Raw genomic sequence first — 15,350 nt, forward strand, 5'->3', positions numbered from 1 at the left:
CTGCATCAGCTGCACCCCGAGGTGCCGCCGCAGGTATTGCACTTCATGCAAGTGCCGTTCCTGACCAGCGTGTAGTTGCCGCATTCGCCGCAAGGGTCGCCCTCGTAGCCCTGCATCCGGGCCTTGGCGCGCGCATCCATCGTCACCGCGCCGGACGCGAGGCCCGTGCTTGATTGCGGTGCCGCCGCCAGCCCCGAGGCGACCTCGGCAAAGCTGCCGCCGTTCAGCACCATCAGCTCCTGCGGGACCCGCTTGCGCAGATAGCCGGTCGAGGAGATGTGTTTCAGAACCTCCAGCGATTTCGACGCGGCCGTGTCTGCCGCGGGCTGCGACTTGCCCTCGTCCTCGCCGCGGCCGATGTCGTCGAAGGTGGCGCCCTGCGGCTTCACATGCGCGAGGTCAGTGCGGTCCAGATACGACACCGCCAATTCCCGGAAGATGTAATCCAGGATCGAGGTCGCGTTCTTGATGCTGTCGTTGCCCTGCACCATGCCCGCCGGTTCGAACTTGGTGAAGGTGAAGGCGTCGACGAATTCCTCCAGCGGCACGCCGTATTGCAGCCCGACCGACACGGCGATGGCGAAGTTGTTCATCATCGCCCGGAAGCCCGCACCTTCCTTGTGCATGTCGATGAAGATCTCGCCCAGGGTGCCGTTCTCGTATTCGCCAGTGCGCAGATAGACCTTGTGACCGCCGACGATGGCCTTCTGGGTATAGCCCTTGCGGCGTTCGGGCATCTTTTCGCGGCCGCGGGCGACCTCGCGGACGATGATCTTCTCGACGATCTTCTCGGCCAGCACGGCGGCCTTTTCGGGGACCGATCCGCTTTCCAGCACCTCGGCCGCCTCGTCGTCATCCGCGACCAGCGCGGCGGCCAGCGGCTGCGACAGCTTCGAGCCGTCGCGGTAAAGCGCATTGGCCTTGATGCCCAGCGACCACGACAGCGCGTAGGCGGCCTTGCAGTCCTCGATCGTGGCGCTGTTGGGCATGTTGATCGTCTTCGAGATCGCCCCCGAGATAAACGACTGCGCCGCCGCCATCATGTGGATGTGGCTGTTCACCGACAGGAAGCGCTTGCCCTTCTTGCCGCAGGGATTGGCGCAATCGAAGATCGCCAGATGTTCGGGGCGCAGGTGCGGCGCGCCTTCCAGGGTCATGGTGCCGCAGACATGGTCGTTCGCCGCCTCGATCTGGGACCGGTCAAAGCCCAGATGGCGCAGCAGGTCGAAGGTCGGGTCGTTCAGCTTGGCCGTCGGAATGCCAAGGGTCTTGTGGCAGAAGGCCTCGCCCAGGGTCCACTTGTTGAAGACGAAGCGGATGTCGAAGGCCGATTTCAGCGCCGCATCGACCTTGGCCAGCTCCTCGGGGCCGAAGCCGTGGCCGATCAGGGCGGTGTGGTTGATGCCGGGGCAGTTGCCGAGGCTGGCGTGACCCACGGCATAGGCCACGATTTCCTCGACCTGCGCGGGGCCATAGCCCAGCTTGGCCAGCGCCGAGGGCACCGAGCGGTTGATGATCTTGAAATAGCCGCCGCCCGCCAGTTTCTTGAACTTGACCAGGGCAAAGTCGGGCTCGATCCCGGTGGTGTCGCAATCCATCACCAGCCCGATCGTGCCGGTGGGCGCGATGACGCTGGTCTGGGCGTTGCGGTAGCCATGCTGTTCGCCAAGCGCCACGGCCTCGTCCCAGGCGGCGATCGCGACCTTGACCAGCGTCGGGTCGGGGCAGTTCGACAGGTCGAGCGGCACCGGCCTGACGGTCAGCCCCTCGTAGCCTTCGGTGGCCCCATAGGCGGCGGTGCGGTGGTTGCGCATGACGCGCAGCATGTGGTCGGCGTTGCGGGCATAGCCTGCGAAGGGGCCAAGCTCGGCCGCGATCTCGGCCGAGGTGGCATAGGCGGTGCCGGTCATGATGGCGGTCAGCGCGCCGCACAGCGCCCGGCCCGCGTCGCTGTCGTAGCTGAGGCCCATGTTCATCAGCAGCCCGCCGATATTCGCATAGCCCAGGCCCAGGGTGCGGAAATCATAGGACAGCTGGGCGATTTCCTGCGACGGGAACTGCGCCATGGTCACGCTGATTTCCAGCGTCAGCGTCCACAGGCGGGTGGCGTGCAGGTAGTCCTCGACCTGGAACTGGCCGTCCTTGAGGAAGGTCAGCAGGTTCATCGAGGCCAGATTGCAGGCCGTGTCATCCAGGAACATGTATTCCGAACACGGGTTCGATCCGCGGATCGCGCCATCTTCGGGACAGGTGTGCCAGGCGTTGACGGTATCGTGGAACTGGATGCCGGGATCGGCACAGGCCCAGGCGGCATGGCCGATGTCTTCCCACAGATCACGCGCCTTGATCGTCTTGGCGACCTTGCCGTCGGTGCGCCGGATCAGCTCCCAGTCGGCATCCTCCTTCACCGCCTTCAGGAAGGCATCGGTGACGCGGATCGAGTTGTTGGAGTTCTGGCCCGACACGCTGGCATAGGCCTCGCTGTCCCAGTCGGTGTCATAGGTCGGGAATTCGATCCCCGCATAGCCCTGCCGCGCGTAATCCAGCACGCGCTTGATGTAGGTCTCGGGGATGGCGCAGGACTTGGCCGCGCGGATCGCCGTCTTCAGGGCGGCGTTCTCCGCGGGCTCGTAGTGCTCACCGTCCTTGCCGTCAAAATCGCGGATCGCGGCGAAGATCGCGTTCAGCTTCTGCTCGTGCATCTTCGAACCGGCGACGATGGAGGCAACCTTCTGTTCCTCCTTCACCTTCCAGTTGATGAAGTCCTCGATGTCGGGATGGTCCGCATCGACGATGACCATCTTGGCCGCGCGCCGCGTGGTGCCGCCCGACTTGATCGCGCCCGCCGCCCGGTCGCCGATCCTGAGGAACCCCATCAGCCCCGAGGACTTGCCGCCACCCGACAGCCGTTCATTCGCCGCCCGCAGCGAGCTGAAGTTGGTGCCGGTGCCCGAGCCGTACTTGAACAGCCGCGCCTCGCGCACCCACAGGTCCATGATGCCGCCATCCGACACCAGGTCATCCTTCACCGACTGGATGAAGCAGGCATGCGGCTGCGGATGTTCATAGGCCGAGGCCGAGCGCGTCAGCTTGCCGGTCTTGAAATCGACATAGTAATGGCCCTGCCCCGGACCGTCGATGCCATAGGCCCAGTGCAGGCCGGTGTTGAACCATTGCGGGCTGTTGGGCGCGGCCATCTGGGTGGCCAGCATGTGGCGCATCTCGTCGAAATAGGTCTGGGCGTCGGCTTCGGTGCTGAAATAGCCGCCCTTCCAGCCCCAGTAGGTCCAGGCGCCCGCCAGCCGGTCGAAGACCTGCTTCGAGGAGGTCTCTCCGCCCAGGCTTGCGCCTTCGGCCGGGACCTTGCGCCACAGGAATTCGGGCACGTCCTTTTCGCGGACAGGCTTCAGGGCCGAGGGGACCCCGGCCTTGCGGAAATACTTCTGCGCGATGACGTCCGAGGCGACCTGGCTCCAGCTTGCGGGAACCTCCAGCGCGTCGAGGTGGAAGACCACGGTGCCGTCGGGATTGCGGATCTCCGACGTGGTGGTGACGAAGGTGATCCCGGCATAGGCGTCCTGCCCGGCCTGCGTGAACCTGCGTTCGATCTTCATTCCGATTGCCCCCGATCCCAATACCCAGACAACGGAACGGACTGGCCTGGGGCCCGTTCCGGACACACCGTGGGGCGCACACGCACCGGTCCTGGCCGCAGGGCACCCCTTCACACACCCGAGAGAAAGGCGCGCGGTGTCCGGCCGCAACAGCAGCAGGCGGGCGAAGGTGACTTGTCCTGAAGCGCGGAATGCCTACCAGATCTAGTGGCGGCCCCTCGAATAATCACAATTTGGGGGAGGACACCGGCCTCGGTCAACCGGGTTTTTCCGCATTTCCCGGGTGCGGACGCGGGGGGCGACATACCCCCAGATGGGGGCAAAACCGCTATCCCCCGGTGGGGACGAAAAGCTGTTGGGATTCAGTCGGCTTGCCGTCCCCCTGAAATTTGTGCCGGAATTTGTCCACAGGGTTGTGCTTGGATCGTGCAAGAGGAATTTTTTTCCACGCTTCCACCACATCAACAGGTAAGGGGCCCGTTCGCCTACTACATCTAGGGGTGACGCTGGGAAAGCCTCCGGCGCGGCAGAGAATCACGCCGCGCCGGAAGTGTCGTCAGGCCATGCGGCGCAGCGTGCCGTCGCGCAGCGCGAACTGGTGCACCAGAGCCATCACGACATGGCCCGCGATCAGCGCCAGCAGCACCCAGCCCAGCGTGCCGTGCCATTCGCCAAGCGCACGGGTCCAGCCGATGGCGGTGTCGCGCGGGGTGAAGATAGGAAAGCCCCAGGGGGCAAAGCCGCGGGTGCCGCCCCAGGCCCGGATCAGCGCGATGGCGGGCACCGCCAGCATCACCAGATACAGCGCACCCTGCCCCAGCCGCGCGGCCCGCCCCAGCAGGCCCGGGCCATGGCCGGGACGACGGCCGGCATTCAGCGCCGCCCAGATCATCCGCAGCACCACCAGGCAGAAGATGATGCTGCCCAGCTGCTGGTGATGGCTGACGAAGAAGGACACCACGGGCACCCGGCCCAGGCTGACCTTCAGGATCATGCCCACCAGTTGCCACAGGATCAGGGCGGCCAGCGCCCAGTGAAACAGCCTCGAGACGAGGCCATAGCTGTCGGGGCTGTCCATCAGCCCCCGCATCGGAAGGGTCTCGGTCTTGGTCATCGGGAAAGGGTCTCCGGTCATCGGCCCGGGGGGGGCCGGAAAAAGGGAAAGGGGTCAAACGGATGGCTGATGCGTGCAGGGCACGGGCTGGCTTTGTGCATTGGGCCTGCAAAGCCCGGCAAGATCAATTCATAGCTGCGTCAGCGCCCTGACACCTGCGTGATGCGCGAGCGCGGGCCGCCTAACCGGTCGATTGCCCCGACAGCGCCTGGCATCGCCGGAAGCGCCTCTGGGCCGGGGGACGAAACGCCATGGTGGTGACAACCTGGTTCACCCTCAGGCCCAGGGCGCGCAGGAAATCGGCGAACAGCCCCTGGGCGCTGCGGGTATCGACCCGCACGAAGACCCCCTGACGCCCCGCCAGCAGCTCTGCCACCAAAGACAGCGCCATGGCATCGTCATCCGCCACCACCGGCCCCACCGCCACGCCCCGGCCGAACGCTCGACACAGCGCGAAGGCCACGACCTGCCCACCCCGCCGGATCACCCGCGCGTCACTGCCCTTCAGCAACGCCCCCAGAACGGCCGAGCGGTCGGCCTCGTAGACACCATGATCCAGCGCGGCGATCTGCGGCAGATCCGCGGGACCCGCGGCCTCGGTACGGAAGGGCCCTTCGTGCCGCAGCGCGCCCAGCACCCCCTGGAACTGGAAGACGCCCGCCACGGGCCGCGCCTTCAGCCGGCCGAAGGCGGTGGTATTGAAGCCGCAGGCATTCAGGAATGTGCCCCCGGCCCCCGCCCGGGCGGCGATCTCCTGGGCCAGGGTCATCTTCAGCGCCGGACCCGGCAGGCCCGGGTGGCTGATCACCATGCCCACGGCTGCGGGCCCCTCGGCATAGGAAAAATGCATCGCCGAACCCTGCACCCGGCCCAGCCCGTCCACCGCGACGATGCCCTGCCCCGCTGCCAGATTGGCCATCCAGTCGCCGCGCTGGTGCGGCCAGCCGATGCTGACGGAAAGCGCGTGCAGCCCGTCCAGATGACAGGCCTGCATCGGTTGCAGCTGCAGGTCGGGCAGGCCGGGAAGGCGGATCTGCGTTGGGGCCGTCATGTCGGGGTCTCCTTGCCGCGCAGGGCTGGCGCGAACCAGGGCCAAGGTCAAGCGGCAATGCCCGGTGCCGCAGCCAGATGACCCGGCAGGATGTCCACAGGGCGCGGAATTCAGGCCGACAGTGCCTTGGGGCCGCCATCCGCCCGCCCCCTGGCCAGGGGACCGGCAGGCCTTTGCTGGGCGCCCCCCGGATGGGCAGGTCGATGCCTTCCCTTCCGGTTCTCGGAAACGGCGGGCATGCAGGGGTGTCGGGGTGGATCGCAAGGTGGTCCGCTGATCCGCCGCCGCGCGCGCCGGACACGGTGTTGCGCGGGCGGCTGCGAGACCTGGCCGACGGAGCGGCCCCGTCACGACATCTTGGCGCAGAGCCGGATACGGCTATGATCCCCTTAGGGTTGCTGTCGCCACGGGAGGGGCGCGGTGGTGATCCGCTCCGCCGGCGCTCCCGCCAGGGATGGACGCAGGGACGGGACCGGATCCGCCTGGCACGGCCCAACCGCAGCAAGAGCGCCATCGCGGCATGAGGAGGAGACGACATGTTCACGGCATCCATGACCTTCGACCTGGGCGAAGAGGTGAACGCCCTGCGCGCCATGGTGCAGCGCTGGTCGCAGGACCGGCTGCGACCGATGGCGCAGGAGATCGACAGGACCAACGCATTTCCCTCCGCGCTCTGGCAAGAGCTGGGCCGCCTGGGCCTGCTGGGCCTCACCGTGGCCGAAGCCGATGGCGGCGCGGGGATGGGATATCTGGCCCATGTCGTCGCCATCGAGGAAATCGCCCGGGCCAGCGCTTCGGTGGCGCTGTCCTACGGGGCGCATTCGAACCTGTGCGTGAACCAGATCGCGCTGAACGGCACCCCGGCGCAGAAACAGCGCTACCTGCCCGGGCTGATCCGCGGGGAACACGTCGGCGCTCTGGCGATGTCGGAGGCCGGGGCCGGATCCGATGTCGTGGGCATGGCCCTGCGCGCGGCCCCCAAGGACGACCGCTTCGTGCTGAACGGCAGCAAGTTCTGGATCACCAATGGCGGCGAGGCCGATACGCTTGTCGTCTATGCGAAGACGGATCCCGACGCGGGATCCAGGGGCATCACCGCCTTCCTGATCGAAAGGACCATGCCCGGCTTTTCGCAATCACCGCATCTCGACAAGCTGGGCATGCGCGGATCGGACACGGCGGAACTGATCTTCGAGGATGTCGAAGTGCCCCGCGACAACGTCCTGGGCCGGGTCGGAGAGGGGGTGCGTGTCCTGATGTCGGGGCTGGACTATGAACGGGTGGTGCTGTCGGGGATCGGCCTTGGCATCATGGCCGCCTGCCTGGACGAGGTGATGCCCTACATGGTCCAGCGCCGGCAGTTCGGCCGAAGTATCGGGGATTTCCAGCTGATGCAGGGCAAGATCGCGGACATGTACACCAAGATGAACTCGGCCCGCGCCTATGTCTACGAAGTGGCCCGCGCCTGTGATCGTGGCCAGGTGACGCGCCAGGATGCGGCGGCCTGCGTGCTCTATGCCTCGGAAGAGGCGATGGTGGTCGCGCATCAGGCGGTGCAGGCCATGGGGGGCGCGGGCTTTTTGAACGAAACCCCCGTCAGCAGGATCTTCCGGGATGCCAAGCTGATGGAGATCGGCGCCGGCACATCCGAGATCCGGCGCATGCTGATCGGGCGGGAACTGATGGGGGCGATGCGCTGATGAGCGTGCTGCAGTCCTCGATTTCGCCCCGCTCTGCGGCGTTTGCCGCCAACCGCGCCGCGCACGAAGCGGCCATGGCACCTGTGCGGGCGGCCGCCGCGATGGCGGCCGCAGGCGGCGGCGACAGGGCGCGGGCCCGGCATCTTGCCCGTGGCAAGCTTTTGCCGCGGGACCGGGTTGCGGGCCTGCTGGATCCCGGCGCCCCCTTCCTGGAAATCGGCCTGTTTGCCGGGCATGACCTTTACGACGGGGCCTCGCCCGGCGCGGGCCTGATTGCCGGGATCGGGCGCGTCTGCGGCCGCGAGGTCATGATCCTGTGCAACGATGCCACCGTGAAGGGCGGCACCTACTATCCGATGACGGTCAAGAAGCACCTGCGCGCCCAGGAGATCGCCGAGGCCAATCACCTTCCCTGCGTCTATCTGGTCGACAGCGGCGGGGCACATCTGCCGCACCAGGACGAGGTCTTTGCGGACCGCGATCACTTTGGCCGGATCTTCTTCAACCAGGCCAACATGTCGGCCAAGGGCATTGCGCAGATCGCCGTGGTCATGGGGGCGTGCACGGCGGGCGGGGCCTATGTGCCCGCCATGTCGGATGTCACGATCATCGTGAAGAACCAGGGCACGATCTTTCTGGCCGGACCGCCGCTGGTCAGGGCCGCCACCGGCGAGGTCGTCTCGGCCGAGGAGCTTGGCGGCGGCGATGTGCATACGCGCTTGTCGGGCGTGGCCGATGACCTGGCCGAGGATGACGCCCATGCCCTGGCGCTGGCGCGCCGGGCGGTGGCCAATCTGAACCTGACGAAGCCGCAGCAGCTGGAGCGTGCCCCGATCGAGCCGCCGCTCTATGATCCCGAAGAGATCCTGGGCGTCGTGCCGGCCGATCTGCGCATCCCCTATGACATCCACGAGGTCATAGCCCGGCTGGTCGACGGCTCTCGCTTTGATGCGTTCAAGGCGCGCTACGGCACGACCCTGGTCTGCGGCTTTGCCCATCTCATGGGGATGCCCGTGGGCATCATCGGCAACAACGGGGTCCTGTTTTCGGAAAGCGCCGTCAAGGGCGCCCATTTCATCGAATTGTGCAGCCAGCGCAACATCCCCCTGGTCTTCCTGCAGAACATCACCGGTTTCATGGTCGGGCGCAGCTACGAGGCCGGCGGCATCGCCAAGGATGGCGCCAAGCTGGTCACCGCCGTTGCCACCACCCGGGTCCCCAAGATCACCCTGCTGGTGGGCGGATCGTTCGGGGCGGGCAATTACGGCATGTGCGGGCGCGCCTACGGCCCGCGCTTCCTGTGGAGCTGGCCGAATGCCCGGATCTCGGTCATGGGTGGCGAACAGGCGGCGGGCGTGCTGGCAAGCGTGCGCCGCGAGGGGATCGAACGCGGGGGCGGCAGCTGGTCCGCCGAAGACGAGGCGCGTTTCAAGCGCCCCACCCTGGAGATGTTCGAACGCCAGTCGCATCCGCTCTATGCCTCTGCGCGGCTCTGGGATGACGGCATCATCGATCCGCGCAAATCGCGCGAGGTCCTGGGCCTGTCCCTTTCGGCGGCGCTGAACGCGGTGATCGAACCGACGCGCTTTGGCGTGTTCAGGATGTAAGGAGGCCCCGATGTTCAAGAAGATCCTGATCGCCAACCGGGGGGAAATCGCCTGCCGTATCATCGCCACCGCCCGGCGCCTGGGGGTGCGGACGGTGGCCGTCTATTCCGATGCCGACGCCCGCGCCCGTCATGTCGCGATGGCCGACGAAGCGGTGCGCCTTGGCCCGGCTGCCGCCGCCGAAAGCTATCTTCTGGGCGACAAGATCATCGCGGCCGCCCTGCGCACCGGCGCCGAAGCGATCCATCCGGGCTATGGCTTTCTGTCGGAGGCCCCGGATTTCGTGACCGCAGTCGAGGCGGCGGGCCTTGTCTTCATCGGCCCCTCCGCCGCCGCGATCCGGGCGATGGGGCTGAAGGATGCGGCCAAGACCCTGATGGAACAGGCCGGTGTCCCGGTCGTGCCGGGCTATCACGGCGCCAGCCAGGACCCCGATCTGCTGGCCGCCGAGGCGGCGCGGATCGGCTATCCCGTCCTGATCAAGGCGCGCGCGGGCGGCGGCGGCAAGGGCATGCGCCTGGTCGAAAGGCCCGAAGATTTCCCGGCGGCGCTGGAAGGCGCGCGCCGCGAGGGGCAGGCCAGCTTTGGTGACCCGGCCTGCCTGATCGAAAAATACATCGCCCGGCCGCGCCACATCGAGATCCAGGTGTTCGGCGATGCCCATGGCCATGTGATCCACCTGTTCGAACGCGACTGTTCGTTGCAGCGCCGCCACCAGAAGGTCATCGAGGAAGCCCCCGCGCCCGACATGCCCCCCGCCCTGCGTCAGGCCATGGGGCGGGCGGCGGTCGATGCGGCCCGGGCCATCGGCTACAGCGGGGCCGGGACGGTCGAATTCATCGTCGATGCCTCGGGTCCGCTGCGCGAGGACGGCTTTTGGTTCATGGAAATGAACACCCGCCTTCAGGTCGAACATCCGGTCTCCGAGGCGATCACCGGCCTTGATTTCGTCGCATTGCAACTGCGCGTGGCAGCCGGAGAACCGCTGCCGGTGACGCAGGATCAACTGCGGATCGACGGCTGGGCCTTCGAGGCGCGGATCTACGCCGAGGACGTGCAGAAGGGCTTTCTGCCCGCGACCGGCCGGCTGGACCACCTGCACTTTCCCGATGCCGTTGCCTTTGATCGCGGCCCCGTGCGGATCGACGCGGGCGTGCGGGACGGGGACGAGATCAGCCCGTGGTATGATCCGATGATTGCCAAGGTCATCGTCCATGGCCCGACCCGGGATGCCGCGCTGAACCGGCTTGCAACCACGCTGGAGGGCTGCCGGATCGCCGGTGCGGTCACCAACCTGGCCTTTCTGGGCGCGCTGGCACGCCATGACGCGGTGGTCAGGGGGCAGGTCGACACGGGGCTGATCGGGCGCGATCTTGCGGTGCTGATGCCGCCGCCCGCAGCCCCTCCCGAGGTCACCGCGCTGGCCGCCCTCGGCGCCCTCGGCCTGCTGCGCCCTGCGGCATCTGACGATCCCTGGAGCTGCCTTTCGGGCTGGCGACACTGGGAAACCGCGCAGCACTCGGTCACGCTGGAGGCCGACGGGACCCGCAAGGCACTGACCGTGGCCTTCGCGGGACCGGCCGACTACCGCATCTGCGATGGCCCGCAGACGCTGGAGCTGTCGGTCCTGGCCATCCGGGGAAGCGACGTGCGTTTTCTGACCGCGCAGCGGCAGCGCTCGGCCCATGTGCTGTGCCGGGGCGGGCAGGTTTCGGTCTTCCTGGATGGCCAGGGCTTCGGGTTCCGGGTGCCCGATGTGCTGGCTGTGGCGGCAGAGGATGATGCGGGCGGCGATGTCGTCACCGCCCCCATGCCCGGGCTGGTCCGCGCCGTCACCACGGCGGTCGGCGCCCAGGTTGCCCGGGGCGATGCCCTGCTGGTGCTGGAGGCCATGAAGATGGAGCACACCCTAAGGGCGCCCCGCGACGGCATCGTGGCCGAGCTGCTGGCTGCCGAGGGCGAGCAGGTCGGCAATGGCGCGATCCTGCTGACCCTGGAGCCCCACCATGACTGACCCCGTCACGATCTTCGAGATGGCGCCCCGCGACGGCCTGCAGAACGAGCGTACCCAGGTCCCGACGGCGCGCAAGATCAGGCTGGTCGAGCTGCTGGCCGCCTGCGGCTTTCGCAAGATCGAGGTCACCAGCTTTGTCAGTCCGAAATGGGTGCCCCAGATGGCCGATGCGGCGGCGGTGCTGACGGGCATCCGCCGCGTCCCCGGCACCGCCTATGCCGCCCTGGTGCCGAACCTGCGCGGCTTCCAGGCCGCCCTGGCCGCCGGGGCGGATGAGGTGGCGATCTTCGCCTCGGCCTCGGAGGGGTTCAGTCGGGCGAACATCAACTGCTCGGTTGCCGACAGCCTGGTCCGCTTTGCCCCGGTGGCGGCGGCGGCCCGGGCGGCGGGCCTGCCGCTGCGCGGCTATGTGTCCTGCGTGACCGACTGCCCCTATGACGGCAGGGTCCCCGCCCAAAGCGTCGCCACCGTGGCACAGGCTCTGCTGGCGATGGGATGCTACGAAATCAGCCTTGGCGACACCATCGGCGCCGGCACCCCCGGGCGCGTCGGCGCGATGCTGGATGTCGTGCTGCAAGCCATCCCCGCGGACCGTCTGGCCGGCCATTTCCACGACACCGGCGGCCTGGCCCTGCGCAACATCGCCGTCAGCCTGGACCGCGGGCTGCGCTGCTTTGATGCGGCCGTCGCAGGTCTGGGGGGATGCCCCTATGCCCCGGGCGCAAGGGGCAATGTCGCAACCGAACGGGTCATCGCCTTCCTGGCGGAGCAGGGAATGACAACCGGCATCGACGCCGACCGGCTGGCGGTCGCGGCGGACTTTGCCAAGGGCCTGAGAGATGCGCGATGACCTATGACACCCTTGATCTGCGCCGGGATGACCGGGGTATCGTCTATGTGACGCTGAACCGTCCCGATACGCGCAATGCCCTGAGCGCGACCATGATCGCCGAGCTGACCTCTCTTGCCCAGAGCATCGGCACCCGGGACACGACCCGCGCGATGGTCCTGGCCGGCGCGGGCAAGGTCTTTTGCGCCGGGGGGGATCTGGGCTGGATGCAGGCGCAGATCCATGCCGACCGGGCGACGCGCCTGCATGCGGCCCGCCAGCTGGCCGGGATGCTGCAGGCGCTGAACACGATGCCCGTGCCGCTGATCGGGCGCATCCACGGCGGCGCCTTCGGCGGCGGGATCGGCCTGGCCTGCGTCTGCGATGTCGCCATCGCGGCAGAGGGCACCAGGTTCGGGCTGACCGAAACGCGGCTGGGCCTGATCCCGGCCACGATCGGCCCCTATGTCATGGCCCGGCTGGGCGAGGGATGCACCCGGCGGGTCTTCATGTCCGGGCGCCTCTTCGACAGCGCCGAGGCCGCCGCGCTTGGCATCGTGGCGCGTTCGGTCCCCGCCGGACAGCTGGACGCGGCCATTGACGCCGAAGTCCTGCCCTACCTTTCCGCGGCACCCCGCGCCGTCGGCCGCGCCAAGGCGCTGGCCCGTTTTCTTGGGCCCGCCATCGACGCCGCGACCATCGACGCCACGATCGAGCGGCTGGCGGACAGCTGGGAAGACAGCGAAGCCATCCAGGGCATCGACGCCTTTTTCGGGAAACGCCCCCCGCCTTGGGTCCGCTAACCCCCCATCCCGCTGGGGGCGGGGCATCTTTCAGGCCCTTATCCCCGGACGGCGGCCTTCGGCGCCATCGGGGCATGGCCGGATCGCGGCGCGGCTGCGACCTGCGAAAACGGGGGCTGTCCGACAAGCCGCCTGCGCCGGGGCGTCCGGCCCGGGGCACCGCAGGCCCCTTCGGTGCAGGATCGGGCGCAACATTGATGAAGCGGCCGCATCACGACAATATCGCGAACCGGGCTAATCTTTGCCGGTGCTCCGGGGCATACCGGCCACCGCACAGGCCCTGGCCTGGCCTTGCCCCGACGATCCGGGTCGGGGGCCACCCCACCGCGTCCCGCCCGGATCGCCGGGGCTTGCCTGTGGCAGGCATGGTCTTTGGGATGGGGCTTGTGGGATGGGGCCCGGCCAACCCGATATTGCAGGGCCCGCATCCACCGCCCCCCCCCCGTGCCTGGCGCCTTCGGGGGCTTTGCCCCCCCACCGCCGGATGCGCGGCGCCTTGACCGGCCCGCCGCGGCCCCGCTAGCAATGCAGGCTTTGTCCTTTCACGCAGGAGGCGCGGAATGAAGCGCGATGAACTGGGAGACCTGATGGCCTTTCTCGCGGTCTGCGAAGAGCGCAGCTTTACCCGTGCCGCGGCGCGGCTGGGGACCTCGCAGAGCGCCCTCAGCCATACGGTCCGGCGGCTGGAGGAACGGCTGGACCTGCGGCTTTTGACGCGCACCACCCGCAATGTCGCCCCCACCCCCGCCGGAGAGCAGCTGGCCGAGACCCTGCGCCCCGCCTTCGACGACATTGCCGGCCGGCTGGCCTCGCTTGATGCGCTGCGCAGCCGGCCGGCGGGGACAGTGCGCATCACCACCTCGCGCCATGCCGCAACCGAGATCCTCTGGCCGCGGCTGTCGCCGGTGCTGGCCGCACATCCCGACGTGCAGCTGGAACTGGCCATCGAACAGCAGATGACCAACATCGTCGAAGGCCGCTTCGACGCCGGGGTCCGGCTGGGAGAGGATGTCGAAAAGGACATGATCGCATTGCGCATCGGACCCGACCTGCGGATGCTGACAGTCGGCAGCCCGGCCTATTTCGCCGCCCATGGCCGCCCCGAAACGCCGCAGGCGCTGACCGCGCATAATTGCATCAACCTGCGCCTGCCGACGCTTGGGGGGCTTTACCCATGGGAATTCGAACATGACGGCAGGCCGCTCAACCTGCGGGTCGGGGGGCAGCTGGTCAGCAATGATGTCGATGTGATCATCGCCGCCTGCCTCGACGGGCTGGGCCTGTGCTGCCTGCCCGATTACCACCTGCGAGAGATGATCGCGGCCGGACGGCTGGAACCGGTGCTCGAGGCCTTCTCGCCGCCCTTCCCGGGCTATCACCTTTATTATCCGTCGCGCCGGCAGGCCTCGCCCGCCTTCCGGCTGGTGCTGGAGGCGCTGCGCTACCGCGATTAGGTGGCGCCATTCATGACGCCCGCGCATCACCGCAAGCGCGCGTCGCGGGCTAATCCGTTCGGGTCCGCAGGCCTATCTTGCCGCCGGAAACGAAAGGAAGATCCATGAAAGCCACGATGCTCTACGGTGCCGGGGATGTCCGCTTCGAGGACGTGCCCGAGCCCGAGATCCTGAAACCCACCGATGCGATCATCCGCCTGGCGGCCTCCTGCGTTTGCGGGTCCGACCTCTGGCCCTATCGCGGTGCCCAGCCGGTCACCGCCCCGCAGGCCATGGGTCATGAATACTGCGGCGTGGTCGAGGCCGTCGGGGCACAGGTTACCTCGGTCCGTCCGGGACAGTTCGTTGTCGGCAGCTTCGTGCTGTCCGACAACAGCTGCCCGCATTGCGCCCATGGTTTTCAGTCCTCCTGCCAGCAGCGGGAATTCATGACCGGGGCGCAGGCGCCGCTGGCGCGGGTGCCGCTGGCTGACGGAACGCTGGTGGCACTGGAGGCCCCGCCTGACGAAGACCTGATCCCGTCGCTGCTGGCGGTTTCGGATGTCTATGGCACGGGCTACTTTGCCTGTGATGCGGCCGGGGTGCAGCCGGGCATGACGGTGGCGGTGGTCGGCGACGGGGCGGTCGGGCTGATGGCGGTGCTGTCGGCCCGGCAGATGGGGGCCGAACGCATCATCGCCATGTCGCGCCACCCCGCCCGCCAGGCGCTGGCGCTGGAGTTCGGCGCCACCGACATCGTCAGTGATCGTGGCGAAGACGGTATCCGCAAGATCCAGGAGCTGACCGGCGGTGTCGGTGCCGATGCGGTGATGGAATGCGTGGGACATGCCCAGTCGATGCGCCAGGCGATCTACGGTGCCCGTCCCGGCGGGGCGGTGGGCTTTGTCGGCGTGCCCCATGGCGTCACCTTCGACGGGGCCGAGCTGTTCTTTGCACAGCGTCAGCTGCTGGGCGGGCCGGCCCCGGTGCGCCGCTTCCTGCCCGATCTGATCGGCAGCGTCCTGCGCCGCGAGATCAATCCGGGCCGGGTCTTTGACCTGGAGCTGCCGCTGGCCGATGTGGCCGAGGGCTATCGCGCGATGGACGAACGGCGCGCCATCAAATCCCTGCTGCGGGTCTGATCCCGGCCTTGGGGGGCACGCCCCCCAAGGGCGCTCTGTCGGG

The 15,350-nt window shown here is 68.0% G+C and carries 10 protein-coding genes; 7 read left to right on the forward strand and 3 right to left on the reverse strand.

The window, feature by feature from the left end:
* Positions 1 to 5 precede the first annotated feature (5 nt).
* The 3 genes from AC2ITM_RS18045 to AC2ITM_RS18055 form a co-directional block, all read right to left on the reverse strand.
* Complete coding sequence (locus AC2ITM_RS18045; RefSeq protein ID WP_486469521.1) at positions 6 to 3,614, reverse strand: vitamin B12-dependent ribonucleotide reductase; 3,609 nt, start codon at positions 3,612 to 3,614, stop codon at positions 6 to 8.
* 556 nt (positions 3,615 to 4,170) lie between these two features.
* Positions 4,171 to 4,728, reverse strand: coding sequence for a cytochrome b (locus AC2ITM_RS18050; RefSeq protein WP_486469522.1), 558 nt, complete (start codon positions 4,726 to 4,728; stop codon positions 4,171 to 4,173).
* A gap of 181 nt (positions 4,729 to 4,909) precedes the next feature.
* Positions 4,910 to 5,779 (reverse strand): GNAT family N-acetyltransferase, encoded by an 870-nt coding sequence (locus tag AC2ITM_RS18055; RefSeq protein WP_486469523.1) that lies wholly within the window; start codon positions 5,777 to 5,779, stop codon positions 4,910 to 4,912.
* A 536-nt stretch (positions 5,780 to 6,315) separates the two neighbouring features.
* Here AC2ITM_RS18055 and AC2ITM_RS18060 point away from each other — a divergent pair.
* From AC2ITM_RS18060 to AC2ITM_RS18090, 7 genes are all read left to right on the forward strand, one after another.
* Complete coding sequence (locus tag AC2ITM_RS18060; RefSeq protein WP_486469524.1) at positions 6,316 to 7,479, forward strand: acyl-CoA dehydrogenase family protein; 1,164 nt, start codon at positions 6,316 to 6,318, stop codon at positions 7,477 to 7,479.
* The gene (locus AC2ITM_RS18065; RefSeq protein WP_486469525.1) at positions 7,479 to 9,086 is read left to right on the forward strand and encodes a carboxyl transferase domain-containing protein; all 1,608 of its coding nucleotides are present in this window, start codon (positions 7,479 to 7,481) and stop codon (positions 9,084 to 9,086) included. Before AC2ITM_RS18060 ends, AC2ITM_RS18065 begins: the two co-directional genes overlap by 1 nt.
* A gap of 10 nt (positions 9,087 to 9,096) precedes the next feature.
* The gene (locus AC2ITM_RS18070) at positions 9,097 to 11,100 is read left to right on the forward strand and encodes an acetyl/propionyl/methylcrotonyl-CoA carboxylase subunit alpha (RefSeq protein WP_486469526.1); all 2,004 of its coding nucleotides are present in this window, start codon (positions 9,097 to 9,099) and stop codon (positions 11,098 to 11,100) included.
* Positions 11,093 to 11,950 carry a hydroxymethylglutaryl-CoA lyase gene (locus tag AC2ITM_RS18075; RefSeq protein ID WP_486469527.1) on the forward strand — a complete coding sequence of 286 codons (858 nt, stop codon included), beginning with the start codon at positions 11,093 to 11,095 and terminating at the stop codon, positions 11,948 to 11,950. Before AC2ITM_RS18070 ends, AC2ITM_RS18075 begins: the two co-directional genes overlap by 8 nt.
* On the forward strand, positions 11,947 to 12,732 hold the full coding sequence (locus AC2ITM_RS18080; RefSeq protein WP_486469528.1) for a crotonase/enoyl-CoA hydratase family protein: 786 nt from the start codon (positions 11,947 to 11,949) through the stop codon (positions 12,730 to 12,732). Before AC2ITM_RS18075 ends, AC2ITM_RS18080 begins: the two co-directional genes overlap by 4 nt.
* A gap of 560 nt (positions 12,733 to 13,292) precedes the next feature.
* The gene (locus AC2ITM_RS18085; RefSeq protein ID WP_486469529.1) at positions 13,293 to 14,186 is read left to right on the forward strand and encodes a LysR substrate-binding domain-containing protein; all 894 of its coding nucleotides are present in this window, start codon (positions 13,293 to 13,295) and stop codon (positions 14,184 to 14,186) included.
* A 104-nt stretch (positions 14,187 to 14,290) separates the two neighbouring features.
* On the forward strand, positions 14,291 to 15,307 hold the full coding sequence (locus AC2ITM_RS18090; protein ID WP_486469530.1) for a zinc-dependent alcohol dehydrogenase family protein: 1,017 nt from the start codon (positions 14,291 to 14,293) through the stop codon (positions 15,305 to 15,307).
* Positions 15,308 to 15,350 lie beyond the last annotated feature (43 nt).

Source organism: Pseudooceanicola sp. NS-SX9, assembly GCF_057380705.1.